The 23344-nt window shown below is 65.2% G+C and carries 38 protein-coding genes; all 38 read left to right on the top strand.

Annotated features, from left to right (window positions below):
* Nucleotides 1-49: 49 nt before the first annotated feature.
* On the top strand, nt 50-802 hold the full coding sequence (locus tag IE126_RS11385; RefSeq protein ID WP_189381030.1) for an ATP-binding protein: 753 nt from the start codon (nt 50-52) through the stop codon (nt 800-802).
* A complete protein-coding gene (locus tag IE126_RS11380) occupies nt 802-1392 on the top strand; it encodes a helix-turn-helix domain-containing protein (protein ID WP_189381029.1) in 591 nt (196 codons plus the stop codon). The genes IE126_RS11385 and IE126_RS11380 overlap by 1 nt, the downstream gene beginning before the upstream one ends.
* The gene (locus IE126_RS11375) at nt 1389-1760 is read left to right on the top strand and encodes a hypothetical protein (protein ID WP_189381028.1); all 372 of its coding nucleotides are present in this window, start codon (nt 1389-1391) and stop codon (nt 1758-1760) included. The genes IE126_RS11380 and IE126_RS11375 overlap by 4 nt, the downstream gene beginning before the upstream one ends.
* 4 nt (nt 1761-1764) lie before the next feature.
* Nucleotides 1765-2007 carry a hypothetical protein gene (locus IE126_RS11370; RefSeq protein WP_189381027.1) on the top strand — a complete coding sequence of 81 codons (243 nt, stop codon included), beginning with the start codon at nt 1765-1767 and terminating at the stop codon, nt 2005-2007.
* Complete coding sequence (locus IE126_RS11365) at nt 2007-2297, top strand: hypothetical protein (protein ID WP_189381026.1); 291 nt, start codon at nt 2007-2009, stop codon at nt 2295-2297. The genes IE126_RS11370 and IE126_RS11365 overlap by 1 nt, the downstream gene beginning before the upstream one ends.
* A complete protein-coding gene (locus IE126_RS11360) occupies nt 2290-2496 on the top strand; it encodes a hypothetical protein (RefSeq protein WP_189381025.1) in 207 nt (68 codons plus the stop codon). The genes IE126_RS11365 and IE126_RS11360 overlap by 8 nt, the downstream gene beginning before the upstream one ends.
* A gap of 1 nt (nt 2497) precedes the next feature.
* Nucleotides 2498-3160 carry a DUF3164 family protein gene (locus IE126_RS11355; RefSeq protein WP_189381024.1) on the top strand — a complete coding sequence of 221 codons (663 nt, stop codon included), beginning with the start codon at nt 2498-2500 and terminating at the stop codon, nt 3158-3160.
* A gap of 1 nt (nt 3161) precedes the next feature.
* Complete coding sequence (locus IE126_RS11350) at nt 3162-3380, top strand: hypothetical protein (RefSeq protein WP_189381023.1); 219 nt, start codon at nt 3162-3164, stop codon at nt 3378-3380.
* 187 nt (nt 3381-3567) lie between these two features.
* Nucleotides 3568-3828, top strand: coding sequence for a hypothetical protein (locus IE126_RS11345; protein WP_189381022.1), 261 nt, complete (start codon nt 3568-3570; stop codon nt 3826-3828).
* A gap of 5 nt (nt 3829-3833) precedes the next feature.
* Entirely contained in the window at nt 3834-4073 is a 240-nt protein-coding gene (locus IE126_RS11340; protein ID WP_189381021.1) for a hypothetical protein, read from the top strand.
* On the top strand, nt 4070-4717 hold the full coding sequence (locus IE126_RS11335; protein WP_189381020.1) for an HNH endonuclease signature motif containing protein: 648 nt from the start codon (nt 4070-4072) through the stop codon (nt 4715-4717). Before IE126_RS11340 ends, IE126_RS11335 begins: the two co-directional genes overlap by 4 nt.
* On the top strand, nt 4714-5184 hold the full coding sequence (locus IE126_RS11330; protein ID WP_189381019.1) for a gp16 family protein: 471 nt from the start codon (nt 4714-4716) through the stop codon (nt 5182-5184). The genes IE126_RS11335 and IE126_RS11330 overlap by 4 nt, the downstream gene beginning before the upstream one ends.
* Nucleotides 5181-5756, top strand: a complete 576-nt coding sequence (locus IE126_RS11325; protein ID WP_189381018.1) for an MT-A70 family methyltransferase — start codon at nt 5181-5183, stop codon at nt 5754-5756. The genes IE126_RS11330 and IE126_RS11325 overlap by 4 nt, the downstream gene beginning before the upstream one ends.
* Nucleotides 5753-5956 carry a hypothetical protein gene (locus IE126_RS11320; protein WP_189381017.1) on the top strand — a complete coding sequence of 68 codons (204 nt, stop codon included), beginning with the start codon at nt 5753-5755 and terminating at the stop codon, nt 5954-5956. Before IE126_RS11325 ends, IE126_RS11320 begins: the two co-directional genes overlap by 4 nt.
* A complete protein-coding gene (locus tag IE126_RS11315; RefSeq protein ID WP_189381016.1) occupies nt 5953-6387 on the top strand; it encodes a hypothetical protein in 435 nt (144 codons plus the stop codon). Before IE126_RS11320 ends, IE126_RS11315 begins: the two co-directional genes overlap by 4 nt.
* Nucleotides 6388-6459: 72 nt before the next feature.
* Nucleotides 6460-7086, top strand: a complete 627-nt coding sequence (locus IE126_RS11310) for a peptidoglycan recognition protein family protein (RefSeq protein ID WP_189381015.1) — start codon at nt 6460-6462, stop codon at nt 7084-7086.
* The gene (locus tag IE126_RS11305) at nt 7086-7466 is read left to right on the top strand and encodes a hypothetical protein (protein ID WP_189381014.1); all 381 of its coding nucleotides are present in this window, start codon (nt 7086-7088) and stop codon (nt 7464-7466) included. The genes IE126_RS11310 and IE126_RS11305 overlap by 1 nt, the downstream gene beginning before the upstream one ends.
* On the top strand, nt 7463-7819 hold the full coding sequence (locus tag IE126_RS11300) for a DUF2730 family protein (protein ID WP_229825413.1): 357 nt from the start codon (nt 7463-7465) through the stop codon (nt 7817-7819). The genes IE126_RS11305 and IE126_RS11300 overlap by 4 nt, the downstream gene beginning before the upstream one ends.
* On the top strand, nt 7816-8121 hold the full coding sequence (locus IE126_RS11295; RefSeq protein WP_189381013.1) for a VpaChn25_0724 family phage protein: 306 nt from the start codon (nt 7816-7818) through the stop codon (nt 8119-8121). Before IE126_RS11300 ends, IE126_RS11295 begins: the two co-directional genes overlap by 4 nt.
* 1 nt (nt 8122) lies before the next feature.
* Complete coding sequence (locus IE126_RS11290) at nt 8123-8662, top strand: phage protein Gp27 family protein (RefSeq protein WP_189381012.1); 540 nt, start codon at nt 8123-8125, stop codon at nt 8660-8662.
* Complete coding sequence (locus IE126_RS11285) at nt 8659-8856, top strand: hypothetical protein (RefSeq protein ID WP_189381011.1); 198 nt, start codon at nt 8659-8661, stop codon at nt 8854-8856. The genes IE126_RS11290 and IE126_RS11285 overlap by 4 nt, the downstream gene beginning before the upstream one ends.
* 10 nt (nt 8857-8866) lie before the next feature.
* On the top strand, nt 8867-9706 hold the full coding sequence (locus IE126_RS11280; protein ID WP_189381010.1) for a TAXI family TRAP transporter solute-binding subunit: 840 nt from the start codon (nt 8867-8869) through the stop codon (nt 9704-9706).
* Nucleotides 9707-9713: 7 nt separating this feature from the next.
* A complete protein-coding gene (locus tag IE126_RS11275; RefSeq protein ID WP_189381009.1) occupies nt 9714-9887 on the top strand; it encodes a hypothetical protein in 174 nt (57 codons plus the stop codon).
* A 12-nt stretch (nt 9888-9899) separates the two neighbouring features.
* Nucleotides 9900-11318 carry a terminase large subunit domain-containing protein gene (locus IE126_RS11270; RefSeq protein ID WP_189381008.1) on the top strand — a complete coding sequence of 473 codons (1419 nt, stop codon included), beginning with the start codon at nt 9900-9902 and terminating at the stop codon, nt 11316-11318.
* Nucleotides 11318-12886, top strand: a complete 1569-nt coding sequence (locus IE126_RS11265) for a DUF935 domain-containing protein (protein WP_189381007.1) — start codon at nt 11318-11320, stop codon at nt 12884-12886. Before IE126_RS11270 ends, IE126_RS11265 begins: the two co-directional genes overlap by 1 nt.
* Nucleotides 12887-12888: 2 nt before the next feature.
* A complete protein-coding gene (locus IE126_RS11260; protein WP_189381006.1) occupies nt 12889-14208 on the top strand; it encodes a phage head morphogenesis protein in 1320 nt (439 codons plus the stop codon).
* Between the two features lie 325 nt (nt 14209-14533).
* Entirely contained in the window at nt 14534-15562 is a 1029-nt protein-coding gene (locus IE126_RS11255; protein ID WP_189381005.1) for a phage protease, read from the top strand.
* Between the two features lie 3 nt (nt 15563-15565).
* Nucleotides 15566-15967: a hypothetical protein gene (locus IE126_RS11250; RefSeq protein ID WP_189381004.1), complete on the top strand. Its 402-nt coding sequence runs from the start codon at nt 15566-15568 to the stop codon at nt 15965-15967.
* 13 nt (nt 15968-15980) lie between these two features.
* Nucleotides 15981-16877: a Mu-like prophage major head subunit gpT family protein gene (locus IE126_RS11245; protein WP_189381003.1), complete on the top strand. Its 897-nt coding sequence runs from the start codon at nt 15981-15983 to the stop codon at nt 16875-16877.
* A gap of 65 nt (nt 16878-16942) precedes the next feature.
* A complete protein-coding gene (locus tag IE126_RS11240; RefSeq protein WP_189381002.1) occupies nt 16943-17413 on the top strand; it encodes a hypothetical protein in 471 nt (156 codons plus the stop codon).
* Nucleotides 17414-17417: 4 nt separating this feature from the next.
* A complete protein-coding gene (locus tag IE126_RS11235) occupies nt 17418-17843 on the top strand; it encodes a gp436 family protein (protein ID WP_189381001.1) in 426 nt (141 codons plus the stop codon).
* Nucleotides 17843-18364: a phage virion morphogenesis protein gene (locus tag IE126_RS11230; protein WP_189381000.1), complete on the top strand. Its 522-nt coding sequence runs from the start codon at nt 17843-17845 to the stop codon at nt 18362-18364. Before IE126_RS11235 ends, IE126_RS11230 begins: the two co-directional genes overlap by 1 nt.
* Nucleotides 18361-18798, top strand: coding sequence for a phage tail terminator protein (locus tag IE126_RS11225; RefSeq protein ID WP_189380999.1), 438 nt, complete (start codon nt 18361-18363; stop codon nt 18796-18798). The genes IE126_RS11230 and IE126_RS11225 overlap by 4 nt, the downstream gene beginning before the upstream one ends.
* Nucleotides 18795-18935, top strand: coding sequence for a hypothetical protein (locus IE126_RS11220; RefSeq protein ID WP_189380998.1), 141 nt, complete (start codon nt 18795-18797; stop codon nt 18933-18935). The genes IE126_RS11225 and IE126_RS11220 overlap by 4 nt, the downstream gene beginning before the upstream one ends.
* The gene (locus IE126_RS11215) at nt 18936-19874 is read left to right on the top strand and encodes a phage tail tube protein (RefSeq protein WP_189380997.1); all 939 of its coding nucleotides are present in this window, start codon (nt 18936-18938) and stop codon (nt 19872-19874) included.
* Between the two features lie 12 nt (nt 19875-19886).
* Complete coding sequence (locus IE126_RS11210) at nt 19887-20216, top strand: phage tail assembly chaperone (protein WP_189380996.1); 330 nt, start codon at nt 19887-19889, stop codon at nt 20214-20216.
* Nucleotides 20213-20551, top strand: a complete 339-nt coding sequence (locus IE126_RS11205) for a DUF1799 domain-containing protein (protein ID WP_189381047.1) — start codon at nt 20213-20215, stop codon at nt 20549-20551. The genes IE126_RS11210 and IE126_RS11205 overlap by 4 nt, the downstream gene beginning before the upstream one ends.
* Before the next feature lie 3 nt (nt 20552-20554).
* Nucleotides 20555-23344, top strand: a 2790-nt coding sequence (locus tag IE126_RS11200) for a phage tail tip lysozyme (RefSeq protein WP_194678698.1), incomplete at its 3' end; no start/stop codon positions are given.

The following is a 23344-nucleotide window of genomic DNA, read 5'->3' as shown; positions in this document are numbered from 1 at the left end:
CGCCGGGGGCGGGCTGGCCCCACGGCGGCGGACGGAAAGAGGAGAGAGCATGTTGGACGGAATGGAAAAAATCAACCTGGTCAAGAACGTAGCGCCCCTGCGCAATGTGATGTTGCTCGGCGCGGTGATCCGTCAGGTGCAGTATCGGGACGAGGGCATGCCGGGCATGGCCTGTTTCCACGGGTTTTCGGGATACGGGAAATCGCAGGCGGCCCTCTACAATACGCAGGCCACCGGCGCCTGCTGGGTCGAGATCAAATCGGTCTGGACCCGGAAGCACCTGGTCGAGAAGATCTGTCACGCCCTCGGCATCCCTGTCGGTCGCACGGTTGCCGACAGCGTCGAGAATATCGGGGAAGAGCTGTCAAAGTCCGGTCGGCCCCTGCTGCTGGATGAGGCGCATATCCTCTGCACCGACGGCATGATGAAGCTGCTGCACGATATCTACGAAAGTTCGCTGGGGTCGCCCATCGTGCTGATCGGGGAGGAAATGCTGCCGCAGTCGCTGGCCCGCTGGGAGCGGGTTCACAACCGCATTCTGGTCTGGGAACCGGCACAGCCTGCGGATCTTCGTGAGGTCGGCATTCTGGCGCAGCTGAAATGCCCGGAACTCCAGATCTCGGAAGAGGTCCTGACCAAGGTGCTGGTGGAGTCGCAGGCAGTCGCCCGGCGCATCGTCACCAACCTCCACCAGATCAAGGATTATGCCCGGACCGAGGGCAAGGTCGAGATCACCGCCGCCGATGTCCCGCATATCCGCTGGCAGATCGGCAAGGCACCTTCGCCGCGTGGGGGGATGTGATGGCAGCCGCATCGAAACGCATGGGGCGCCGCCCCGCCGACAAGGCCAGCGCGGGCCGTCAGGAAATGTGGCATGCGCTGAAGCGGACGCCTGGCGAAATCACGGTCACAGCGGTGGCAGAGGCCACCGGCGTCCACCGCTCCACCGTGCTGCGCTATCTGAACGCGCTGACCGCAGGCGGCTATCTGGAAGCCATCCCGGCACCCGCAGGCATGCCGGGATCATGGCGGCTGATCCGCGATGTCGGATATCACGCCCCCCGCGTTCGTGCCGATGGCAGCGCCGTCACGCAGGGCGAGATCACCGGGCAGATCTGGCAGGCCATGCTTGGGCTGAAAGACTTCGATTTCCGCGAGTTGATGCAGGGCGCCTCGATCGACATTCCCGAGGCGACGGCCAAGGATTACTGCAAGCGGCTGCTGGCCGCAGGCTACCTGCGGGTGCTGGTCAAGGCCGATCCGCATGCCGGTCGTATTGCGCGCTATAGGCTGATCCGGCGATCTGGCCCGGCGGCACCGCAAATCCAGCGGGTCCGGCAGGTTTATGACCCGAATACCGGCGCGGTCTATCCGGCGGAGGGCGGGCTGTGAACGCTGTCCTCTCCCCGCTTGATATTGCCCGCGCGGCATGGGGCGATGCCCTGCCGGACTGGGTGCAGCTGCTGGCCGAGGAATGCATCCGCACCAGCCAGAACCGGGTTGCAAAACGCTTGAACCGTTCGGCCTCGCTGGTCAGCGCCGTTCTGCGCGCGAAATATTCCGGCGACATGGGCGCCGTCGAGGATGTCGTGCGTGGCGTCTACATGGCCCAGACCGTCCAGTGCCCGGTGCTTGGCGAGATTTCGACCGCCGATTGCCGCGACTGGATGGCAAAGAGCCGGTCTTTTTCCAACGAGAACAGCGAGCGGGTCCGCATGTTCCGCGCCTGCCGGGCCTGCCCCCGCACAGAGAAAGGATAACGCCATGAGCCTGCAACGCTTCGATGCCGCAGCTTTCCGCGAACGGCTGCAACTGGCGATTTCGATAAAGGGCATGCCCCTGCCGCGCGTGGCGCTGGCCTGCGCCATGCCGCTGGCCTCGCTGGAGGGCTATGCCTACGGGCAGATGCTGCCGGGCACCAAGGCGCTGGCGCAGCTGTCGCAGGGCCTCAACGTCTCGGCCGACTGGCTGCTGTTCGGCGGCCGGAACGCCCGGAGGGCCGCGTGATGGCCCGGACGCTGTTCGAACAGGTCGACGGCTTTGACTGGTCCGACGACGCCTATGGCCTGTTCCGGTCGCTGACCAGTTCCAACGGCCGCGACGAGCTGGGCGCAGTGGTGCTGGTTTCCGCCGCCGTGCTGCTGGCGCGTCAGCAACCGGCCCAGACGACCGAGTCGGATTTCGAGCTGGTCCGGCTGGGTCAGGAATTCACGGATCTGATCCGCGAGGCCCGCGACCGGCTTTGTGACGGCCGCTGCCGCCCGGCTTTGCGTGTTGTCGGAGGTCGCCATGCCTGATGCCGCCATTGACCGCGATGTTCTGATCACCGCCGGGCGGGCGCTCGGCCGGATCGACCTTTACGGCCCGCGCGGCCTGACCCTGCTGAGCCTCGACGAGATCGAGGCCATGGCGCTCGCGCTGGTCATCCTCGGCCTCGTTGCCATCCCGCCCCATCAGATCATGCCGCCCGAGCGGCTTATCGTCGAGAGGAACTGACATGACCGACCAATCCCCGCACCCTGCCTTCGAGGCGGTCACCGATGGCATCATCATGATCGACGGGGTGCCGCATATGGCTGATGGCCGGGGCGCCAAGATCCCGCTGTCGATGATCAAGGACACCGACAAGCTGATCGACCAGACGGTGCGCACCATTCTCGGCTTCGCCAACCCGCTCTCGGATCAGGTGGCGCGCTTCAAGCAGCACACGTTCGACGACATCGGGGCACTGGAGGCTTTGCTCGCGGAAAAATACGGCGCCCGGCTGGGCGGCGCCAAGGGCAACAAGACCCTGACGTCGCATGACACCCTGTTCAAGGTAACCGTGCAGGTTGCAGACAATATCGCCTTCGGCCCCGAGCTACAGGTGGCCAAGGGGCTGATCGACGAATGTCTGAATGAATGGGCGGCGGGCGCGCGCGACGAGATCCGCACCATCGTGACGCGGGCCTTCAATACCGACAAGGAAGGCCAGATCAACCGGGCCGAAGTGTTCATGCTGCTGCGGCTGGAGATCAGCGATGACCGCTGGCGTCGGGCCATGGAGGCAATCCGCGATGCCATGAGGGTGGTCGGGTCGAAGACCTATGTCCGCTGCTACCGCCGCCGGGACATCGATGCCGCGTGGGAGCCGGTCACCATCGATCTGGCGAAGGCGTGACATGGCACAGCTTCGCCCTGATATGCCGATACACCAGCGCACCGCCCTGATTGCGGCGGCGCTGGCACGGGTGCTGGATCGCGGCCCGGAAATGTCGGTCGAGGCCACCGGCATGGCTTCGACCGATCTGGGCGTCTTCGTGATCAAGAACCAGTGGAGCGACGAACGTGTCGCCCACGAGATCGACGACATCGCCCGCGAGTTGGAGGTGCTGTTGTGATCCTCTCGCTCGACATCGTTCTGCCAGGCTCTGCCGAAGCCAAAGCGCAGGGTTGCATTTGCCCCAGCGGGCCGCCGTGGCCGGAAGTGCCCTACTTCCACCATGACGGGCACTGGTTTCGCCCTGATTGCCCGGCGCATCGAAATGCCGTGCTGGCCGAAGTTCAGCGCATGTTCGGGAGGCCGCAATGACCTTTTACCTCTTCGGCAGCCATGACGAAAAGCTCCGTCTGAAATCCTTCTCGTCCTCGACCAACGGCACCAAAGGCACGATCCGCATCACGCTGGAAACCTCCAGCATGTTCGAACTCGGATGCGCACTTGAGGAATTGCGCAATGTCCAGAAGGGCCAGCGCGAAAAGCCGAAACCCCAACCGAAACCCAAGGCAGCGAAACAGAAGGTGCTGGCCCTGCCGCCGCCGCCGCTCGCGCTGCCCAAACCGGAGTAAGTATCATGTCTGGCAAGCTTTCCGACCTGAACGATCACCTTTTCGCCCAGCTTGGCCGGTTGTCGACTGAGCTCACGCCGGAACAGATCGAAGCCGAGGTGGCGCGCACCAATGCGATTGTCGCCGTGGCCGAGCAGATCACCGAAGGCGCCAATCTCCAGCTGAAGGCTGCGAAGCTCTACCACGATGCCGGCGCTGGTATCCTGCCAATGCTGCCGCAGATCGGAAAGGCCGTCGAGAAATGAAGGGGCGGCAGATCCATTACGAACCTGAAGAACTCGCATGGATCGAGGCGCGGAAGGATTGGCCCCGTCGCGATCTGCATGTCGCGTTCTGTAACTTCTGGCAGCGTAGAGATGTCAGCCAGTCCAATTTGACGGCCCTGTGCAAGCGTAAGGGCTGGCTGACCGGGCGCACGGGCCAATTCCCGAAGGGCAACGTTTCGCACAACAAGGGCAAGCCCATGTCGCCCGCAATCCGCGCGAAATGCGCGCCCACCATGTTTCGATCGGGGAGCCGGAGCGGACGGGCGCAGGCACTTTACAAGCCGATTGGCAGCGAGCGGTTTTCCAAGGAGGGCTATCTGGAACGAAAAATCCATGATGGCCTGCCGCTGCAATCCCGCTGGCGGGCCGTCCATCTGATCCGCTGGGAGGCCCTTCACGGCCCGGTTCCTGCCGGACATTGCCTCAAGTGCCTGGATGGTGACCGCCAGAATACCGATCCCGCCAATTGGGAGTTGATCACCCGCGCCCTTTTGCCCGCCCTGAACGGTGGGCCTGGCGGCAAGCTCGCCTATGACGATGCCGCGCCAGAGGTGAAACCGGCGCTGATGTTGCTGGCGAAGCTGCGCAGGGCGAAGCAGGCGGTGGTGAGAGGTGCGCAATGACCAACCGCAATCTCCAACGCATGATCCATGCCGGTTGCAAACAGCTCGGGCTGGACGAGGACACGCGCCACGACCTGCAACGGGTTGCGACCGGCAAGTCCAGCTTGTCGGCCATGACCGACGCGGATCTGCTGAAGGTGGTCGAAGCCCTGAAACAGCGGGGCTTCACACCCACCGGAAACAGCTATTTTAAGGGGCGTAAAGGCACCTTCATGGGGGCTTTAAAGGGTAAGGCCGCGCGGGCGGATGTTCGGTTCATTCATGTGCTCTGGACCCAGCTTGCCGCAGCCGGTGCCCTCAAATCCCCTGATCGAGCCGGGTTGAATGCGTTCATCCGCGCCCGGTTCGAAGGCAAATGGGCAGCGGTCCCCATTGATGTCGATGCGATGCACGATCCCGGCCAGATCAATGATGTGATCCGCGCCCTGAAGGACTGGTGCAAGCGTGAAGGGGTGTCGATCAAATGACACTGCGGTCGGAGTTCATCGCCCTTCGCCCGGCCGGTGGCTTCGGCCTGATCATGGCCGATCCGCCATGGTCCTATGACATGCGGTCTGAGAAGGGGTATGCAAAATCGCCGGAGGCACATTACCGGACCATGGATCTGGCGGCGATCAAGGCTCTGCCGGTGGAACTGCTGGCCGCCCCCGATTGCCTGCTATGGCTCTGGGCGCTGGGGCCGCAGCTGCCGCAGGCGATGGAGGTGATCACCGCATGGGGCTTCACCTTCAAAACAGGCGGGCACTGGGCCAAGGTGGGCACCAGCGGCAAGCAGCACTTCGGAACGGGGTATATCCTGCGGAATGCGGGCGAGCCCTTCCTGATCGCCACGCGCGGCGCCCCCAAGACCACCCGTGCGATCCGCTCGGTAATCATTGCGCCGGTGCGCGAACACAGCCGGAAGCCAGACGAGGCTTTTGATGCCGCATCCCGGTTGATGCCGGGTGTGCAGCGTCTGGAGCTTTTCAGCCGTCAGAACCGCCCCGGCTGGATCAGCTGGGGCGATGAGACCGGCAAATTCGCGGTGGCAGCGCCATGAACTGCCCGGATGACCTTCGCCTCCTGCACCAGGAAGCCGCCTTGCTCGCCCTTCTTGAGCGGGTAGCGCTATTGGAACGTGCCTTGTCCTTCGAGGTCCGTCAGCGCGAGCGTATGGAAGAGGTCATCCTGAAGCTCACCGGCTTGCCCAGGCGCGTTGACCGCCTTGAACGCGACCGTGCCGCAAGGGGGCAGCAATGACCCGCGAAAAGGCGCAGGACGCGTGGATTGACCTTCTGGAACGGGATCTCGGGCAGCCCGCGGTCCTGCGCCTGCTGGCCAATTGCGGCGGCCAGAAGCGCGCGGTGCCGAAGCGATCAGCGGGATCGGCGCTGGCCCGTGAACTGGGGACAGAGGTGGCCGAATGGCTGGCCCTGCGTTTCGGGGGCACCAGCCTCGACATCCCCAGCCCGCGCGGCCGCGAACAGCAAAGCCAGGCATCGCGGCTGCGCGCGGCGATTCTGGATGCCGGATTGACCGAACCGCGCCGTTCTGCGAACGATATCGCGTCAGAGTTCGGCGTCAGCGCTGTGTGGGTCCACACCTTGCGGTCCAGAATGCGCGCCGAATTCGCCCAGCTGTCCCTGCCTCTGCCCGATCCTGCCCCCCGGAAACCGCCTTACGGGGCCTAAAGCCCTGCCGGTGTGGCACTCCCGATCGTGATCGGGACCGCATCCAGCGCCCGACAGTGACAGGGCGCGGATATGAGAGACCCCAATACCATCCTCATCCAGACCGGGCTGGCCGGGCTGAACTATCAGCCGGGCAAGCCGGATGGTTTCTTCGGGCCGAAAACGGAGGCCGCAGGCGCGGCCTGGCTGGCCGCCAAAGGCCAGCCTGCGGGCACGGTGCTCGTGCCGGAAACCACCTCGGTCATCTATCAGGGCAGCGCGCGTTATCCGGTTGAGGAAATCGTGGTGCATTGCAGTGCAACGCGCCCCGAATGGATGGCGAATGCCTCCCTTTCCGAACAGCGCGCCGAAATTCGGCGCTGGCACGTCGAGGGCAATGGCTGGCAGGACATCGGTTACCATTGGCTCATCGGGCGCGATGGATCGACACTGGCCGGGCGACCGGAAACCGTGATCGGCGCCGGTGTCGAAGGGCACAATCGCGGCGTGATCCATATCTGCCTGATCGGCGGCGCGGGTTCCTCGGAGACCGATGCGTTCTCGCGCAATTTCACCCAGCGTCAGGGCGTCAGCCTGCGCCAGCTGATCCAGGGCATTTCGATGCGCACCCGCATCAAGCGGATCAGCGGCCACAATGAATGGGCCGCGAAAGCCTGTCCCGGCTTCAATGTTCCCGGCTGGCTGAAGGAGGCCGCGTGATGCAACAGGTTCTGACGGCGATCTATGCCGAAGTGCTTCCCATCCTTCTTCAACTGATCGCGGCCGCGCTTGGCCTGATCCTGCTCCGGGCTTCGGAGGCAGCGCGCGCGCGTTGGGGCATCGAGGTCGAGGCTCGCCACCGCGAGGCGCTGCAATCGGCGCTGATGTCGGGGATCAGCGCCGCGCTGACGCGGGGCCTGCGCGGGGATGCCGCCATTCAGGCCGGAATCGCCTATGCCCATGAAAGCGTGCCGGATGCGCTGGCGGCGCTGAAGCCCGATCCGAAGGTGTTGCGCAGCCTGGCGGAAGCGAAGTTCCACCAATCCTCCCCGCTGCACTACATCGGCATCGACACCGCGAAGCCGGGGGTGCCCCGGTGAACCAGCCTCCCGTCTTCGACCTCGGCCCGATGCTGGCGCTGGTGCTGGCCGCGCTGAACATCCTGAATATCCTCTACACCTGGTGGCGCACCCGCGATCAGAACGTCGAAAGCCGGTTCCGCGCCGGATCGGACCGGATGGATCGCCTCGATCAGCGTCTTGCCAGTGTCGAACAGACCCTGCGCGCCCAGCCCACGAAAGAGGACATGCATGATCTTCGGCTCGGGATTGCCGATCTGAACGGCGAGTTGCGCGAGATCCGCGCCCGGCTGGAAGCCTCGGCCGAGCATGGCAAGCGGCAGGATAACGTCCTGACCCGCGTCGAACAGTTTCTTCTGGAACGCAGCAAATGACCGATTTCCACGCCTTCAACAGCCGTCACCGCCGTCTGGCCATCCTGCGCTTTCTGGAGGTCAGTGCGGCCTATACCTCGAATGTCTCGATCCTGACCGATGTTCTGAACAGCGATCAGATCGGGATCAACACCACGCGCGACCAGACCGCGACCGAACTGGCATGGCTGGCCGAGACCGGGTTTGTCACGCTGAGTGGGCGCGATGATTTCCGGGTGGCGACCGCCACGGCGCGCGGCATCGAGATCGCGCTCGGCCGCGCCACGCACCCGGACATTCAGCGCCCCGGCCCGAGGGGCTGACATGCCACCGCCCCGCAAGATCGACCTACTGCCGCCCGAGCTGCGCGACTGGCTGCGCGACGAACTGCGCGACCGAGGCTTTGCCGGTTACGAGGATCTGGCCGAACGCCTGAACTTCCGGCTGGAAGAAGAAGGGCTGGAACTGCGCATCCGCAAATCCGCGATCCATGCCTATGGCGTGGAATACGAGGCCATGGTGAAGGCGCAGGAAGAAGCCAGCGCCTGGGCCGTGGGCTGGATGCAGGATGAAGGCCTGGCGGATGAGGCAAAGCGCCATTCCGTCCTGTTCCAGATGATCACGACGCTGGCCTTCAAGGTGATGAAATCGCAGGCCCTGAAAGAAGGCGACGAGATCGACCCGAAGGAACTGCATTTCCTCGGCCGCATGCTGAAGGACGTGATGTCTTCGTCCGGCATCCGGGAACAGACCATAGCCGCAGACCGCAAGGCACAAGCCGCCAAGCTGGAAGCGGCGGTTGTCTCGGGCGACATCGATGCCGAGGCCGCGGCCAAGGCCCGCCGGATCATGGGGTTCGCATGATGGATGATCGATCCACCGCAAACCTGATCCTGCTCGCCCAACTGCACTATCAGCACGCCCGCTGGTGGACGCTGGCCGCCGCATGGATCTTCGGCCGCCACCGCACTGTGCGCCATCTCGGCCGCGTCGGTCGCGTCAGCTTCTGGCGCGGTCAGCCTTACCTCCTTTCCTTCCGCGAAACCGCAACCTCCTGAGGACCATCCCATGTTTCGACTGCGTTCCTTCGACTCCCTGCTGATCATCTCGACCCTGATCGGACTGGCGCTTTTCCTGATGCTGCCCGTCGCAGTGGCAGCCCAGACCATCGACATTGCCACCGGCAAGGCGGGCGGTGGCTATGACCGGCGCGCCCGACAGATCGAACAGCGCCTTGAACAGCGCGGCGTCCTTTCGACGGTGATCAATCTGAACGGCTCCGATGAAATCTCGCTCGCCCTCTGCGGCGGTCGGGCGAACCTCGGGATCATGCAGATCGACGCGATCTATGCCCGCTCGCTCGAAGGCTGCCAGATGAAGGCGGTCGGTTCCTATGGCGCCGAGGCGGCCCTGATCCTGTTCCCGCCCCGGTCTGATCTGGATGAACTGTCCGACCTCGGCCCCGGATCGGCCGTGCTGGTCGATACGATCGGCAGCGGGTCGGAACTGTTCTGGCGGACCATCACGCGGATCGAGACCGGCGAGGATGGTGGCAATGACGAATGGGCCTCCGCCCGCGTGGTGAACGATCCGCTGGAACTGGCCAACACCTCGGCCGAGATGGGCGAGATCGACGCGGTGGTGCTGGTGCGCAAGCCCGACAGCGCCGATGTGCAGGCCCTGATCGGACAGGGCTGGACGGTGGGCGAGTTGTGGGACCGGGACATCAACGATCTCGAATTCAACGGCGCTGCGCTCTACCGCTCGGAAAAGCTGAAGATCCCGACACCGGGCGGCAAAACCGTGAAGGCATGGGGCTATGAGGTTCGCAGCTTCATCGCCGTGCCGCGCGCTCTGGCCGAAGGCGACCGCCAGCGCTTTGCCGCAATCACCGCCGCGGCACAGTGAGGCCGTGATGAAAACGCTTACCAACGAACAAGCCGCCGTGCTGCTGGCCTTTCTTGAAGCCTTCGATACGACCACGACAGGGGTCTGGGCTGGGATCGAAGCGTGCATGCGCGACGACTTCGACATTGATAACCCTGAAGACGCGCTGAACGAAGTGCGCGACACCCTTCAGGGCTCTTGAAGCAGGCTTAATATGGCCGCCACGGTTCCCACCTCGCCGGTGATCCAGTTTCTGCCCTATCAGCGGCGGTGGATCGCCGATCAGTCGCGCTTCAAGATCGGGATGTTCTCGCGCCAGACCGGCAAGACCTTCTCGACCGGCGGGGAATGCGCGGATGATTGCTTTACCGCCTGGGCCGAGGACCGGCGCGCGCGGTGGGTGATCCTGTCGCGGGGGGAACGGCAGGCGGCCGAGATGATGACCGAGGTCATCAAGCCTTTCACGCGGGCCTATTACGAGGTCTATAACACCCTGTTGAAGGGGGGCGAGCCGACCTTTCACGAAGGCGAGTTTCGCGCCCCGCAAGAGAAAGGCCCGGATGCGGTCTACAAGCAGCTGGAAGTGGCCTTCCCGAACGGATCACGGATCACCGCCTTGCCCGCGAACCCCGACACCGCGCGCGGGTTCTCGGCCAATGTGATCCTCGACGAATTCGCCTTCCATGCCAAATCGCGCGAGATCTGGGCGGCGCTGTTCCCGGTCATTTCCCGATCGGGGCTGAAGTTGCGGGTGATTTCCACCCCCAACGGCAAGGGGAACAAGTTCTACGAGCTGATGACGGCCGAGAATTCGGTCTGGTCGCGCCACGTGGTCGATATTTACGAGGCGGTGCGGCAAGGGCTGGATCGCGATATCGACATGCTCCGCCGGGGTATGGCCGACCCGGATGCCTGGGCGCAGGAATACGAACTGCAATGGCTGGACGAGGCGTCCAGCTGGCTGGATTACGACCTGATCGCCGCCTGCGAGGCGAATACTGCGGGCCTGCCCGAACATTACATGGGCGGGCTGTGCTTCGTCGGCGTCGATATCGCCGCGCGGAATGACCTCTTCGTCATCGTGGTGGTCGAGCTGGTGGGTGAGGTGCTGATGGTGCGCGAGATCATCGCGGAACGCCGGATCAGCTTTGCGCGTCAGGATGAACTGCTGGCCGGGGTGATGAAGCGGTATCGCGTGGTGCGCGTGGCGATGGACCAGACCGGCATGGGCGAAAAGCCGGTCGAGGATGCCAAGCGCAATCATGGCGAGGATCGCGTCCAGGGCGTTCTGTTCAGCGCGGCCGCCAAGCTCGACATGGCGACGACGCTGAAGGAGTCGATGCAGGACCGCAAGACCCGCATCCCGGCGGGCGACCCGGTGCTGCGCGCCGATCTGCACTCGATCAAGTCGCAGGTTGGCGTCACCGGCATCCGGCGCCTGGTGGCGGACGGTGACAGCGACGGCCACGCTGACCGCTTCTGGGCGCTGGCGCTGGCGGTCTCAGCCGCGAACCTCGGGCCGGAAAGCTTTGGATATGAGGCCGTGCCCGGCACCCGCAGCCGCTGGGCCGATCCTGACACGGATGATGAAGAAGAGGCCACCGGCGGGCGCTGGGGCGGAGGGGCATGGTAATGGCACTACTCGATCAATTTGGCAGGCCCATGCAGCGCGCGGCGACCCGTGACCTGCTGGAACGGCAGGCGGTGGCGACCGTGGGGTCGGTGCGCTCGATCCAGGCGGGGCACCCGGCCGATGGCCTGACCCCGCCGCGGCTGGCCCGTATCCTGCGCACAGCGGAAACCGGGGATGCGACCGAATACCTCCAGTTCGCGGAACAGATGGAGGAAAAGGATCTGCACTATGCCGCCGTGCTGGGCGTCAGGAAGCGGGCGATCCGGTCGCTGGAATTGCAGGTCGATCCGGGCGGCAAGAGCGGAGCGGCCGATGAACTGGCCGCCATGACCCGCGAGACGCTGGAGTCCGCCGCCGTGCGCACCACGCTGATCGACATGATGGATGCGCTCGGCAAGAGCTTTTCCGTCTGCGAAATCCTCTGGGAGCGTGAGGGCAAGGGCCTGCGCGTCGCAGGGCTGGAATGGGTCGATCCGTCCTGGTTCGAATTCGACGGCACCAACGGCAATTACCTCTATCTGCGCGATAACGCCGGGCCTCAGCCCCTGCGCGCCGACAGTTTCGTCATTCATCTGGCCAAGGCCAAATCCGGCCTGCCGATCCGGGGTGGCCTCGCGCGGCTGGCGGGATGGGCCTATCTCTTCAAGAACTACACCCTGAAGGACTGGGCCATCTTCCTCGAAGCCTATGGCCACCCGCTTCGCCTCGGCAAATACGGGCCGTCCAGCTCGCCCGAGGATCGCCGCACCCTGCTGAAGGCCGCGCGGCAGATCGGCGTCGATATGGCGGCGATCATCCCGAAGGACATGGATCTCGAAGTCGTGCCCGGCGCCACCAATGGCGCGGACAAGATGTATGAGGGCAATGCGCGCTATTGGGACGAACAGATCTCCAAGGGGATTTTGGGTCAGGTCGCCACCACTGACGCCATTGCGGGTGGCCATGCGGTCGGCAAGATCCACGAACAGGTGCGCGATGACATCCGCGATGCCGATGCCGAACAGCTGGCCGCCACGCTGCAACGCGACATCGCCGGGGCGCTCCGCCGGTTGAATTTCCCCGAGGGGACGCCGCTGCCCCATATCAGCTTCCCGCCGCCGGAATCGGTGGACCCGAACCTGATGCTGGATCTGATGGAGCGTGGCCCGAAAGCCGGGCTGAAGATCGCGGTCAGCCAGATCCGCGAGGTCTTTGCCCTGCGCGAACCGGAAGACGGCGAAGAGGTTCTGACACCACCAGCCCCGCCGGAGCCGCCGCCGGTTGTCCCGCCTGCGGAAGCACCGCCGCCCGACGCGCGGCAGGTTGCTTCCCGGCAGGCTGATCCTGACGGCGACAGCATCGATACGCTGATCGACGAGCTGCTGCGGGACGGTGATATGCAGCGCGCCATGGAGGCCGAGTTTGGCGAATTGCTCGAATCCCTCGCGCGCGCGCGCGATATGAATGAGGTGCAGGACATTCTGGCCGTCTTCCGCGATGCGGCGCCAGGGCCGGTGCTGGACCTGCTGGCGCGATCAACCTTCGCGGCGCGGCTGGCCGGTGAAACCGGCGCCGGGATCAGGGACTGACCATGGCAAAGATCGAGCTGAAGGCGCTGCCGCATCGGGAAGCGATCGAGTATTTCCGCAGCAAGGGATTTGCGGCGCAGCTTCAGCGGTTTCATCACCTCGATCATTTCCGCGAGGAACATGCGCGTGATTTCGTGGTGGCGAAGGCCATGCGGGACGATGTCCTGACCGCGATCCGCGAAGAGGTTGACCGGCTGCTGGCCGAGGGCAAGACGGTTCAGCAGGCCTCGGCCGATCTGGCACCGCGCCTGAAGGAACTGGGCTGGTGGGGGCGGTCGATCCAGACTGATCCGCTGACCGGGGAAACGCAGGAGGTGCAGCTTGGGTCGATGCGCCGCCTGCGCACGATATTCGACACCAATATGCGCACCGCGCATGCGGCCGGGCACTGGGCCAGCATTCAGCGCACCAAGCGCGCTTTGCCCTATCTGGAATATGTTCAGATCGAGCGACCGACCAAACGCCACGATCACGCCCGGTTCCATCGCAAGATCTGGCATGTCGATGACCCGATCTGGCGGCGCATCTATCCGCCAAACGGTTACTTTTGCGGCTGCACCGTCCACCAACTGACCGAAGGCCAGCTGCGGCGCGAGGGCAAGACCGTCTCACCGCCGCTGGATCTGGAGGAAGAACCCTGGACCAACAAGCGCACGGGCGAGAGTTTCATGGTGCCCGCGGGCGTCAATCCGGGGTTTGACGGCAACCCCGGCGCTGCCTGGCTCGACCTCGGGCAGGACTGGGACCGGATGACCCCGGACCTCACCCCTGATCGTCGCGCCTTAGAACGCGGCATCATTGAGGGCCTGCGACTGCGCCGCGTCGGGGACGGCCGCGAGACGTTGGTCATCACCGATGCGGCTTCACAGCCTATCAAGATGATCACAGCAGAGACTGCTACCCCGGACAGTGTGAGATTCGACCTCTCTTCCGCGCCCACAGATGCCAGTTTCCTGCATAGCCATGTGTCCGAGGCGACGTTTTCGCGGGCGGATCTTCAAATGCTGCTCGACACCGCAGGCCATTCTGTGACGGCGATTACACCCGGCGGCTCGATATGGCGCGCGGTCAGAACCCGGAATGTGATCTATACCGAAGCTGTGAAGCAGTTTGGCAAATCCCGCACATTGATGTTTTGGGAAGAGCTGAAGGCACTGCCAGATCCCGAAGGACAAGAGATATTTGGGCATGCGCGAATGCTCTGGCTTGAGAAACAGGGCGTCCTTACCTATCATTTCAGAATGTCCGCGCGCGTTGCCCAACTGATGGAGAGATACGCGGATTTGTTGCAGAGGCTTGTCAATGCCCGTCCTGAGACCTGATCCGCACCCTTGCGACCTGGACGCCTGGAAACAGCGCCTGCGGGAGCTTGAGGCTGACCCATCCGATCCGATGCGGGATAATCAGATCGAAATGACTAGGGCCCAGATAGCAGCCATTGAGGAAGCTCTTCAAAAATCGCCTCTGGAGGCCCGCTAGGCCCTGCGGTGCGCAATCCCCCGCGAAAACCCGGCTCGGGCCTTTTTGAACGCGCTCCGGGGTTTTTGAACGGTATCCCGCCCGACCTCTCCCCCTGCATTCCCGTGACCGGCAAGCCGGTCCCCCGGAAACCGGCTTACGGGGCCTTTTCCCGGATCGTCATGGCACATGATGGCCATGACCCAGCTTGTCCGAAACATCTGTGCCGCCGTCGCGCTGCCCGCCGCACCATCCGACCGGATCGAGCTGATCCCGGTCGGCGCCTTCAAGACGGCTGACCGGCGTCCGGCCTTCCGGCTGGACGATCCGCAGGTGGTGATCGACGCCAGCCTGCAACTTGCCGCTGGCAACGTCCTGCCCATCGACTTCGATCATCGGTCCTTCGCCGCGGCCGGACAATCCGACAGCCGCGCCGCAGGCTGGATCACCGGCATGGTGGTCGAGGGCGGCCGCATCATGGCTTCGGTCGAATGGACGCCGGAGGGACGCAAGGCCCTCGACGAGCGCGCCTATCGCTTCGTCAGCCCGGTCTTCAAGAACCGCCCCGATGGTCAGGTGGTGCTGATCGAGGGCGCCGGTCTGGTGAACACCCCCGCACTTCCACAACTCCGCCAACTCGCATCCAGAGAGGATCTGAACCCGATGGAACCGATCGAACAGATCGCGGGCCTGCTCGGCATTGCCGCCGACCGGACCGACGATATCGTGGCGCGCGTCACCGCGCTTACCGCCGCTGAGACCCAACTTGCCTCGATCACAGCAGCCGCACAGGTGACCGGCGGCGATGCCGTCACTCAGATCTGCGCCCGGCTGACCGCTAAGGCGCCCGATCCGGCGCAATTCGTGCCCATGGCTTCGTTCTCGGCGCTGCAAACCCAGCTGGCCGCACTTCAGGCCGACATTGGCAAGGACAAGGTCGATGCCGCGCTGGAGAAGGCGCGCGACGAGGGCAAGCTCACTCCCGACCTGGAAGACTGGGCGACCCAGCTGGCATCAAAAGACCTGTCGGCCTTCGAGGGCTGGGCCGCTGTCGCGCCGGTGCGGGTCAACCTTGGTGAGCGTCAGCTTGCCGGTCGGAAACCGCCGCTGAAAACGGCAAGTGACGGCCTCGACGTGCTGGAACGGCAGGTCGCCTCCCGCATGGGCGTCAGCGAGGACGCTTTCCTGAAACAGCGCAGCGCGATGCAGGAGGTCTGATCCATGACGGCGCTCACGAAAAACACCCCGCGCACCCGTGTCGGCATTGGCCAGCGCTTCCGCGACCCGGTCGCGGCCACGACCCGCATCTTCGCCGGGGCAATGGTCGCCCTCAATGCCACGGGCTTCGCGGTCAAGGCGGCGCCTTCCGCCACGCGCATCCGGGGCGTGGCGCTGGATGAGGCCGACAACAGCGCCGGTGCCGCCGGGGATGTGGCGGTCGATATCGAACGCGGCCCGTTCCTCGTGGCGAATGACACCACGAACCCGGTCACCCGCGCCCATATCGGCGGCACTGTCTACGTCGTCGATGACACCACGGTCGGGTCTTCGGCCACCGGCACCATCGCCGCAGGCAAATGTCTGGACGTGACGCCCGAGGGCGTTGTCGTCGAAATCCTCTGATCGGAGATCCGCAATGGATATCACCCGCGCCGCACTGGCCGCCCTCAACACGGCCATTCAAACGGCCTTCAACACCCGTCTCACTGGCGCTGAAACCACCTATTCGCGGATCGCGATGACGGTGCGCTCGACCACCGGGCAGGAAGCCTATCCGAAGCTTTCGGAACTCGGTCCGATGCGGGAATGGATCGGGGAACGCTACATCCAGCGCCTCGAAGAAGACGGGTTCATCATCAAGAACCGCAAGTTCGAGGGCACGGTTGCCATCCCCGTGGACAAGATCGATGACGATCAATACGGGATCTACACCCCTGTGGTCGAGGATCTTGCGCAATCTGCCGCTGAACTGCCCGACGATCTGGTCTGGGCTCAGCTCGAACTGGGCTGGACCACGAAGCACTATGACGGTCAGTTTTTCTTCGACACCGATCACCCGGTTCAGGATGTCAATGGCGAAGAGCAGTCGGTCTCCAACAGTCAGGGCGGTTCGGGCGCGGCCTGGTATCTGATCGACGACACCCGGCCGATCAAGCCGTTCATCTTTCAGGACCGTTCGGCCGCCCGGATCACCCCGAAGACCAATCTGAACGACGACAACGTGTTCTTTCAGGACGAGTTCATCTGGGGTGCCAAGCGCCGCTGCGCCACTGGCTTCGGTGCCTGGCAGCTGATCATCGGCTCGCGGCAGGATCTGACGCCCGAGAACTACGCCGCCGCACGGGCGGCCATGATCGGCGCACGGGGGCATCGGGATCGCAAGCTGAACCTGAAACCGAAGCTGCTTGTGGTGCCTGCCGCGTTGGAAGGGGCGGCCCGCGAAATCCTGATGGATGAGCGTGCCGAGAACGGCTCGACCAACAAGTGGCGCAACACCGCTGACCTGCATGTCGAGGGCCGCCTGACCCTCTGACCGGCGGTCGGTTTCCCAAGGGGGCGGTGTGCCGCCCCCAACGATAAACCGACAGGAGCTGATCCATGACCCGGAAGCCGAAGATCTCGGACAAACCCGATACCCAGGGCGCCAAAGACAGCCTTGAGGGCACCCCGCCCGAAGAGGCCAAGGCGCCGATCACGGCCGATCCGCAGCAGGCGGCGGCACCGGCGGAGGCGGATGCAACCATCCCCTCCGCCACCCACCCCGATGCCGCAGGCGACGAGGCCGCCCCTGCGGCTCCCGACACCGCCTCGACTGACGCGCCGGTGACGAGCGGCCCCGCCGCTGCGGCGGAGGCCGCGTTGACCCGCCCCCCGGCCGATACTGCCACCCGCGATGGTGGCCCCGCTGAGGCCGACATCCGTGTCGTCTGCCATGCTACGGACGGGCGCCGGCGTCTCGGCCGCCGCTGGCCGCACGGTGAAACCGTGGTGCCCGCCGGCCTGCTGGATGCCGATGCGCTGCGCCGGCTGCGCGACGATCCGTTGTTCACCGTCCTGAGCGGGGCGTGAACCGATGGCCTATGTCACCGTCGCCGAGTTCCGCGCGCCGCTGCCCGAGCGGGATCTGGTCCGTCTGACCGATCTGGCCGGGGACAGCGATACCGTGGACGAGGCCGTCATCGCCCAGGCGTTGCAGGATGCATCGGACGAGATCGACAGCTATATCGGCAAGGTGGTTTCCACGCCGCTGGCCGATCCGCCGAGCCACCTGAAGGTGATCTGCCGCGATCTCGCCCTCCATCGGCTCTATATCAATGTGGGCCACGACATGACGGCGCAGGCAACCCTGCGCAACGCGGCGATCCGCTATCTGGAGCGTGTGGCGGCGGGTGAGGTGGCAATCGGTGGCGGCCCCGCCCCGATCGCCACCTCGCCGGGCATCGCCATGACAGAAGGCGCAGAGCGGCAGATCACCCGCGACAGCCTGCGGGGGTTCTGATGGCTTTTACAATGATTGTCACAATCAACGAAACCGAGGCGTCGCGAGTCTTTTCAGGTTTGCGTGACGCACTTTCGGACATGACGGTGCTGATGGACAATATGGGGCGAGTCCTTGTTTCCAGCGCCCGTTCACGCATCGACACCACCAATCGCGCTCCGGACGGCAGTCTATGGCCGCAGAGCCAGCGCGCGCGCGAGCATGGCGGCAAGACGCTCTATGAAACCGGGCTATTGCTGGGCAGCATCAATGCTTGGGCAGGGACGGATCACGTAATGGTGGGCTCGAATGCACCCTATGCACGCATCCATCAGGAGGGGGCCGAACAAGGGCAATTCGGAGCACGTGCTGGCCGTACCCGCCCTTCAACCAAACGACCCAAAAGTCAGGACTACTTCTTCATGCTGCCGTGGGGTGACATTCCGGCGAGACCTTACATTGGTCTATCGCAGGATGACGAAGCGACAGTCGTGGAGTTAGCAGAAGCGCACTTTTCAGACATTGTGGCGGGACTGCAATGATACCTGAAATCATCGCCCATCTGAAGGCTGAAGTTCCTGCGCTACAGCGCCGTGTTTACGCGGCGGCCGATCTTGCAAATCTGATGCGGTCTGACGCGCCGCCGACACTTACACCCTGCGCACATGTAATTCCTACGGGCATCGCGGTCCTGCCGAACACCACAGTTGTGACCGGCGCATATGTGCAGGGGATCGATTGGGGAATCGCAGTTGTTCTCAGCCTGCGAGCCCATGACCAGAATGGCGAACGGCTGGCAATGAATGACGCCCAGCCACTCATCAAACAGGTGGCATTGAAACTGGCCGGGTGGAACCCGGCTGAAAATCTCGGAGTGCTGATGTTCCGTGGTGCGCAGCTTCGTGCCTTCGCACGCGGTATCGCGATCTATGAGATCAACTTCACCCTTTCTGATCAGCTGAGGATCTCGCGATGACCGCGCCCCATCCGCTGCCCGCAGAGGGCGGCAGCTACATCCGCAATGCCGATGGCAGCCTGACCCCGCTCGACGAGGCCGCTCCCCGGAAACCGCCTGCGGCAAAGCCCGCAAAACCCGCCGTAAAGGAGGAATAAATGCCGCTTTACTGGGACGAGAAAACCCTCCTCCTCAAGACCGAGACCAGCTACGGGGTCGATGCCACGCCCACCGGCGCGGCGAATGCGATCCTTGCCACCGATGTTCGGCTCTCGCCGATGGAGGGGCAGGATGTGGACCGGGCGCTCGAGATGCCGTGGATGGGCGCCTCGGGCACCATTCCGACCGGGCTGCATGCGAAGCTCTCCTTCAAGGTCGAGCTGAAGGGCTCGGGCACGGCGGGCAGCGCCCCGGCCTTCGGGCCGGTCCTGAAGGCGCTTGGCTTTGCCGAGGTGATCGCCGCCGGGGCTTCGGTGACTTACAGCCGGGTGTCGAAGAACCATTCCTCGGCCACGATCTGCCTCAATATCGCGGGCACGCTCTACAAGATCCTCGGCGCGCGCGGCACCGGCACGCTGCGGGTCAATGCCCAGGGCATCGTCTATCTGGAGGCGGAGCTGACCGGGCTCTTCGTGCAGCCGTCGTCGCAGGCGCTGCCCACGGTCACGCTCGGCACCCAGCTCAGCCAGTTCCCGCAGGTGGCGACCTCGGCCAATACGCCCGGCTTCACGGTGGATGCGACCGCGCTGGTGCTGCGCTCGCTGGCGCTGAACCTTGGCAATACCGTCTCGACCCGGTTCCTGATCGGCTCGGAAAGCGTGATCATCGAGAAGATCTCCGAGATGATCGACTTCACCGTCGAGGCGGTGCCGCTGGCCACGCTGAACCCCTATGCGCTGGCGGCGGCGGGCGGTCTGGTGCCGCTGAGCCTCGTGCATGGCACCGGCGCCGGGAAGATCTGCACCCTGACGGTGCCGCGCCTGCAGCTGCAGCGCCCCGCCGGGCTCGAACAGCAGAACCGCATCGTCGAATGGCCGCTGCGCGGCGTGCCGCTGCCGGACAGCGGCAATGACCAGCTGACCCTCGCATTCACCTGAAGGAGCCTTCCCTTGTTCAAGCTGCTGCAAAAGCCCGAGTTCTCGCACACCGTCAAACTCTCGGTGCCTGTCGATGGCGGGCATGACACCCAGACCTTCACCGCGCGGTTCCGGGCGCTGCCGGTCAGCGAGGTGACGGCCCATGACACGATGACGGCCGAGGGGACCGCGACCTATCTGCGCGAGATCCTGACCGGCTGGGAGGGCGTGGTCGATGATGCGGGCGAGGAGATCGCCTTCAATGATGCCAACCGCGACCGGATGATCGATCTGCCCTTCGTGCGGGTGGCGCTGCTGGAGACCTACAACGCGGCGATGCTGGGCGCGAAGCGGGGAAACTGAGCGAGGCGGGGCGGTTCTGGGCCGGGGGCGGCTTCTCCGGCGCGGATCGCCGCGCGGCCGAAGCCGATGCGGCCTTCTTCGGGCTCGCCCTTGAGGCGGCTGACCGGAGCTTCGGGCTCTGGGCCGAGAACCTTCCCGCGCTCGAGGCCTTCTTCGCGGTCAGCAACCAGTGGCGGGTCTCGCCGGTCTTCGGCGGGCCGCCCCTCTGGCTCGGTCTCGATTACGCCGCCTGCCGCGCCGCCTGGGACAGCGCCGGGATCGCGATCACCCCCGAACTCTGGGCCGGGTTCCAGACCGTCGAGGCCGCCGCAAAAGACGCATTGAACAGCAGGTAAATCATGACCGCCGATGGCAAGATCAATCTCGACATGCTGATCCGCGTGGTGGCCGATCAGGCCCGGCGCGAGATGGCGGATCTGACGCAGGCGACGCGGGGCGTTGCGGCTGAGGCGCGGGATCTGGCCTCGGCTGGCGCCACCACCACGCCGGTGCTGGATGGCCTTGCCGCCGGGGCGCGCCATGCCCAGACCGGGCTCGTTGGCATGACCACCGCGCTTGCCGCGCAGGAAACCGCGATGCAGCGGGCGATTGCCGCCTGGTCGGGGCTGTCGCGGGCCGCGGAAGACAGCACCGCCTCGGGCCTGCGGCACGGGCTGATGCTCGACGAGCTCCGGGCGCGCTATAACCCGCTCTTCGCGGCCTCGCGGCAGTATGAGATGGCGCTGCGCGATATTGCCGAGGCGGAACGGCTGGGGGCGATCTCGGCGCGCGAGGCGGGGGCCGCGCGGGCGGCGGCCGCGCAGGGCATGCTGGCCCCGATGCAGCGTCCCGGTTCGCGCGGCGGTGCCGGGCCCAATCCCTATACGGCGAATATCGGGGCGCAGGGCTTCGACATCGGCGTGACGGCGGCGATGGGGATGAACCCGCTGATGATCGGGCTGCAGCAGGGCTCGCAGCTGGCGGGCATCGCGCAGCAGATGGGTGGCGGCGAGAAGGCTGCCAAGGGACTGGCACAAGGGCTCTTGTCCATCTTCAACGCCACCAGCCTTGCTGCCATCGGCCTGACCGCGCTGGCGGCGGTGGGCATTCAGGGCCTCATGGCGCTGGCCGGTTCGGCCAGGTCGCTCGAGGAGCGGATGGAGGCGGTGAAGACCGCCTTCGAGCGGTACAAATCGAGCATGGCCATCGTCAACGCCAGTTCGGACGATCTGGCCCAACAGTTTGGCAAGGCATCGGCGGCGGCGCTTGGCCTCTACACGGTGCTGTCGAACCTCGACCGCATGACGCTGGCGCAGAAGCTGAAGGACACGGGCAATGCCCTCCGCGAAACCCTCAGCATTCCGCGCACCGATCCCGACCTTGAATTTGCCTCATCGCGGATCGGCCGCTTCTTCGGTCTCGGCGGCGGGTATACGGCGCTCAGCACCTATGGCGGCGAGATCGAAAGCTTCAAGGCGGCGATCAGGGGCGTCGAAACGGCAGAGGGGATCGATGCCCAGACGGCGGCGATGCAGATCCTGCTTCAGCAGGTGGAACAGCTGGTCGCGCTGAACGGCGAGACCTCAGATGACGAGCAGAAGCTGATCGACCTGATCCGCGACCGGGCGAATACCCTGCTCGGCATTCAGGCCATCGAGACCGCGCAGGCCGAGGCGAAGAAGCGTCAGGTGGACCAGATGGTCACCGGCTATCGTCAGGAGGCCGACCTGCTGGCGGTGACGGCGCGGTTCGGGTCGGACAGTATCGAGGTCGAGCGGCTGAAGGCCGCGCAGGCCCGCGAGAACCTCGATCTGCGCCTGAAGGGCATCGGCGTCGAGAAGGGCAGCGCCGACTGGCTGCGCGCCCGGATCAGCCTCTCGCTGCAGCTGGCGGCGCAGGAACAGGCGGCGCTCGAGGCCCGCCGGGAGTGGATGGCGGATCAGCAGGACCGGCTGGCGGCGATCACCCGCGAGACCGGGCTGATCGGGGCCAGCAATGCCGAACGGCTGCGGACCAATGCGCTGGCCGAGGCGGAGGTCGAGATCCGCAAGCGCAAGATGGGCCTCCTTGAGGCCGAGGCGCACCGGATGCGCGCGCTGGCCCGGGCGGCGGCCGAGGCCGAACGCGACCGCCAGCGCGCGCTGAACGATATTGCCACCACCGGGCTGATGGACGGCTATGACGCCCGGCTCGCGGCCGAACGCAATCCGCAGATGCGGGCGCAGATCGAGGCCGAGAAGGAATATGCGCGCCAGATCGCGGCGGGGGCCGATGCCACGGTGGCGGCGGCCTCGGCCGAGCAGGTGCGCACCCGGGCGCTGGCGGGGCTGCGTCAGGAACAGCTGGACTTCCTGCGCGGTCAGCAGGAGGCGGTGCAGCAGCTGCATCTGGAACTGGCGCTGGCCGGTCAGACCGAGGCCGTGCGGGCACGGGTGCTGGCGCTGGTGCAGGCGGAACGCGAGATCCGGGAGCGCGGCTTTGTGGGCGAGGAAGCGGAGGCGATCCGCCGCAACGCGCTGGCGCGGGCCGAACTGGCCCGGAGCATCGAGACGCAGGCCGATGCCTGGAAGCGGGTTCAGTCGGCGGGCGAGGATGCCATCGACAGCGTGCTGGACAGGCTGCGCGGCGGCGATCTGAAGGGCGCGCTGTCGGAGATGCTGGGCGAGATCGAGGGGATGTTCTTCGACCTCGCGGTGCGCAATCCGCTGAAGAACGCGATCTTCGGCACCGATCTCGGCACCTGGGGCGATGTCGGCGGCTGGTCGGGCATCTGGGGGCGGCTGACCGGCCAGAATCCGATCAACGAACGGGCGCTCGCCGCACAGGCCACGGCGCCGGTGCACTCCATGTCGGTCACCGCCGCCACGGTGATGATCGGCGGGCCGGGCGTGGCCAACCTGCTCTCGGCCAGTTCCGCCGGGGCGGTGGGCGGCTATGGCACGGCGGGTGCCGCAGGCCTTGGCGGCAGCGCCAATGTCCAGCAACAGGTCTGGGCCTTCTTCGCGGCCAAAGGTCTGAAGCCGCATCAGATCGCCGCGATCATGGGCAATGTGCAGGCGGAAAGCGGGTTCAATCCTCTTGCTCAGGGCGATTATCGCAACGGTTCCCCGGAGGCCTTTGGTCTGTTCCAATGGAATGACCGGCGACAC

It is taken from the genome of Gemmobacter nanjingensis (genome assembly GCF_014652195.1).
Lineage (GTDB): Bacteria > Pseudomonadota > Alphaproteobacteria > Rhodobacterales > Rhodobacteraceae > Gemmobacter > Gemmobacter caeni.
This window is presented reverse-complemented; position numbering and strand designations above follow the sequence as displayed.

Bases quoted from the DNA above. Each gene is read 5' to 3' on its own strand.
- IE126_RS11230 (WP_189381000.1), top strand. From the start codon at position 17,843: ATGGCTTTTACAATGATTGTCACAATCAACGAAACCGAGGCGTCGCGA.
- IE126_RS11350 (WP_189381023.1), top strand. From the start codon at position 3,162: ATGGCACAGCTTCGCCCTGATATGCCGATACACCAGCGCACCGCCCTG.
- IE126_RS11275 (WP_189381009.1), top strand. From the start codon at position 9,714: ATGAAAACGCTTACCAACGAACAAGCCGCCGTGCTGCTGGCCTTTCTT.
- IE126_RS11225 (WP_189380999.1), top strand. From the start codon at position 18,361: ATGATACCTGAAATCATCGCCCATCTGAAGGCTGAAGTTCCTGCGCTA.
- IE126_RS11250 (WP_189381004.1), top strand. From the start codon at position 15,566: ATGACGGCGCTCACGAAAAACACCCCGCGCACCCGTGTCGGCATTGGC.
- IE126_RS11295 (WP_189381013.1), top strand. From the start codon at position 7,816: ATGACCGATTTCCACGCCTTCAACAGCCGTCACCGCCGTCTGGCCATC.
- IE126_RS11345 (WP_189381022.1), top strand. From the start codon at position 3,568: ATGACCTTTTACCTCTTCGGCAGCCATGACGAAAAGCTCCGTCTGAAA.
- IE126_RS11335 (WP_189381020.1), top strand. From the start codon at position 4,070: ATGAAGGGGCGGCAGATCCATTACGAACCTGAAGAACTCGCATGGATC.
- IE126_RS11305 (WP_189381014.1), top strand. From the start codon at position 7,086: ATGCAACAGGTTCTGACGGCGATCTATGCCGAAGTGCTTCCCATCCTT.
- IE126_RS11355 (WP_189381024.1), top strand. From the start codon at position 2,498: ATGACCGACCAATCCCCGCACCCTGCCTTCGAGGCGGTCACCGATGGC.
- IE126_RS11330 (WP_189381019.1), top strand. From the start codon at position 4,714: ATGACCAACCGCAATCTCCAACGCATGATCCATGCCGGTTGCAAACAG.
- IE126_RS11285 (WP_189381011.1), top strand. From the start codon at position 8,659: ATGATGGATGATCGATCCACCGCAAACCTGATCCTGCTCGCCCAACTG.
- IE126_RS11245 (WP_189381003.1), top strand. From the start codon at position 15,981: ATGGATATCACCCGCGCCGCACTGGCCGCCCTCAACACGGCCATTCAA.
- IE126_RS11325 (WP_189381018.1), top strand. From the start codon at position 5,181: ATGACACTGCGGTCGGAGTTCATCGCCCTTCGCCCGGCCGGTGGCTTC.
- IE126_RS11370 (WP_189381027.1), top strand. From the start codon at position 1,765: ATGAGCCTGCAACGCTTCGATGCCGCAGCTTTCCGCGAACGGCTGCAA.
- IE126_RS11255 (WP_189381005.1), top strand. From the start codon at position 14,534: ATGATGGCCATGACCCAGCTTGTCCGAAACATCTGTGCCGCCGTCGCG.
- IE126_RS11265 (WP_189381007.1), top strand. From the start codon at position 11,318: ATGGCACTACTCGATCAATTTGGCAGGCCCATGCAGCGCGCGGCGACC.
- IE126_RS11315 (WP_189381016.1), top strand. From the start codon at position 5,953: ATGACCCGCGAAAAGGCGCAGGACGCGTGGATTGACCTTCTGGAACGG.
- IE126_RS11240 (WP_189381002.1), top strand. From the start codon at position 16,943: ATGACCCGGAAGCCGAAGATCTCGGACAAACCCGATACCCAGGGCGCC.
- IE126_RS11235 (WP_189381001.1), top strand. From the start codon at position 17,418: ATGGCCTATGTCACCGTCGCCGAGTTCCGCGCGCCGCTGCCCGAGCGG.
- IE126_RS11385 (WP_189381030.1), top strand. From the start codon at position 50: ATGTTGGACGGAATGGAAAAAATCAACCTGGTCAAGAACGTAGCGCCC.
- IE126_RS11260 (WP_189381006.1), top strand. From the start codon at position 12,889: ATGGCAAAGATCGAGCTGAAGGCGCTGCCGCATCGGGAAGCGATCGAG.
- IE126_RS11220 (WP_189380998.1), top strand. From the start codon at position 18,795: ATGACCGCGCCCCATCCGCTGCCCGCAGAGGGCGGCAGCTACATCCGC.
- IE126_RS11215 (WP_189380997.1), top strand. From the start codon at position 18,936: ATGCCGCTTTACTGGGACGAGAAAACCCTCCTCCTCAAGACCGAGACC.
- IE126_RS11340 (WP_189381021.1), top strand. From the start codon at position 3,834: ATGTCTGGCAAGCTTTCCGACCTGAACGATCACCTTTTCGCCCAGCTT.
- IE126_RS11310 (WP_189381015.1), top strand. From the start codon at position 6,460: ATGAGAGACCCCAATACCATCCTCATCCAGACCGGGCTGGCCGGGCTG.
- IE126_RS11290 (WP_189381012.1), top strand. From the start codon at position 8,123: ATGCCACCGCCCCGCAAGATCGACCTACTGCCGCCCGAGCTGCGCGAC.
- IE126_RS11280 (WP_189381010.1), top strand. From the start codon at position 8,867: ATGTTTCGACTGCGTTCCTTCGACTCCCTGCTGATCATCTCGACCCTG.
- IE126_RS11365 (WP_189381026.1), top strand. From the start codon at position 2,007: ATGGCCCGGACGCTGTTCGAACAGGTCGACGGCTTTGACTGGTCCGAC.
- IE126_RS11320 (WP_189381017.1), top strand. From the start codon at position 5,753: ATGAACTGCCCGGATGACCTTCGCCTCCTGCACCAGGAAGCCGCCTTG.
- IE126_RS11380 (WP_189381029.1), top strand. From the start codon at position 802: ATGGCAGCCGCATCGAAACGCATGGGGCGCCGCCCCGCCGACAAGGCC.
- IE126_RS11360 (WP_189381025.1), top strand. From the start codon at position 2,290: ATGCCTGATGCCGCCATTGACCGCGATGTTCTGATCACCGCCGGGCGG.
- IE126_RS11270 (WP_189381008.1), top strand. From the start codon at position 9,900: ATGGCCGCCACGGTTCCCACCTCGCCGGTGATCCAGTTTCTGCCCTAT.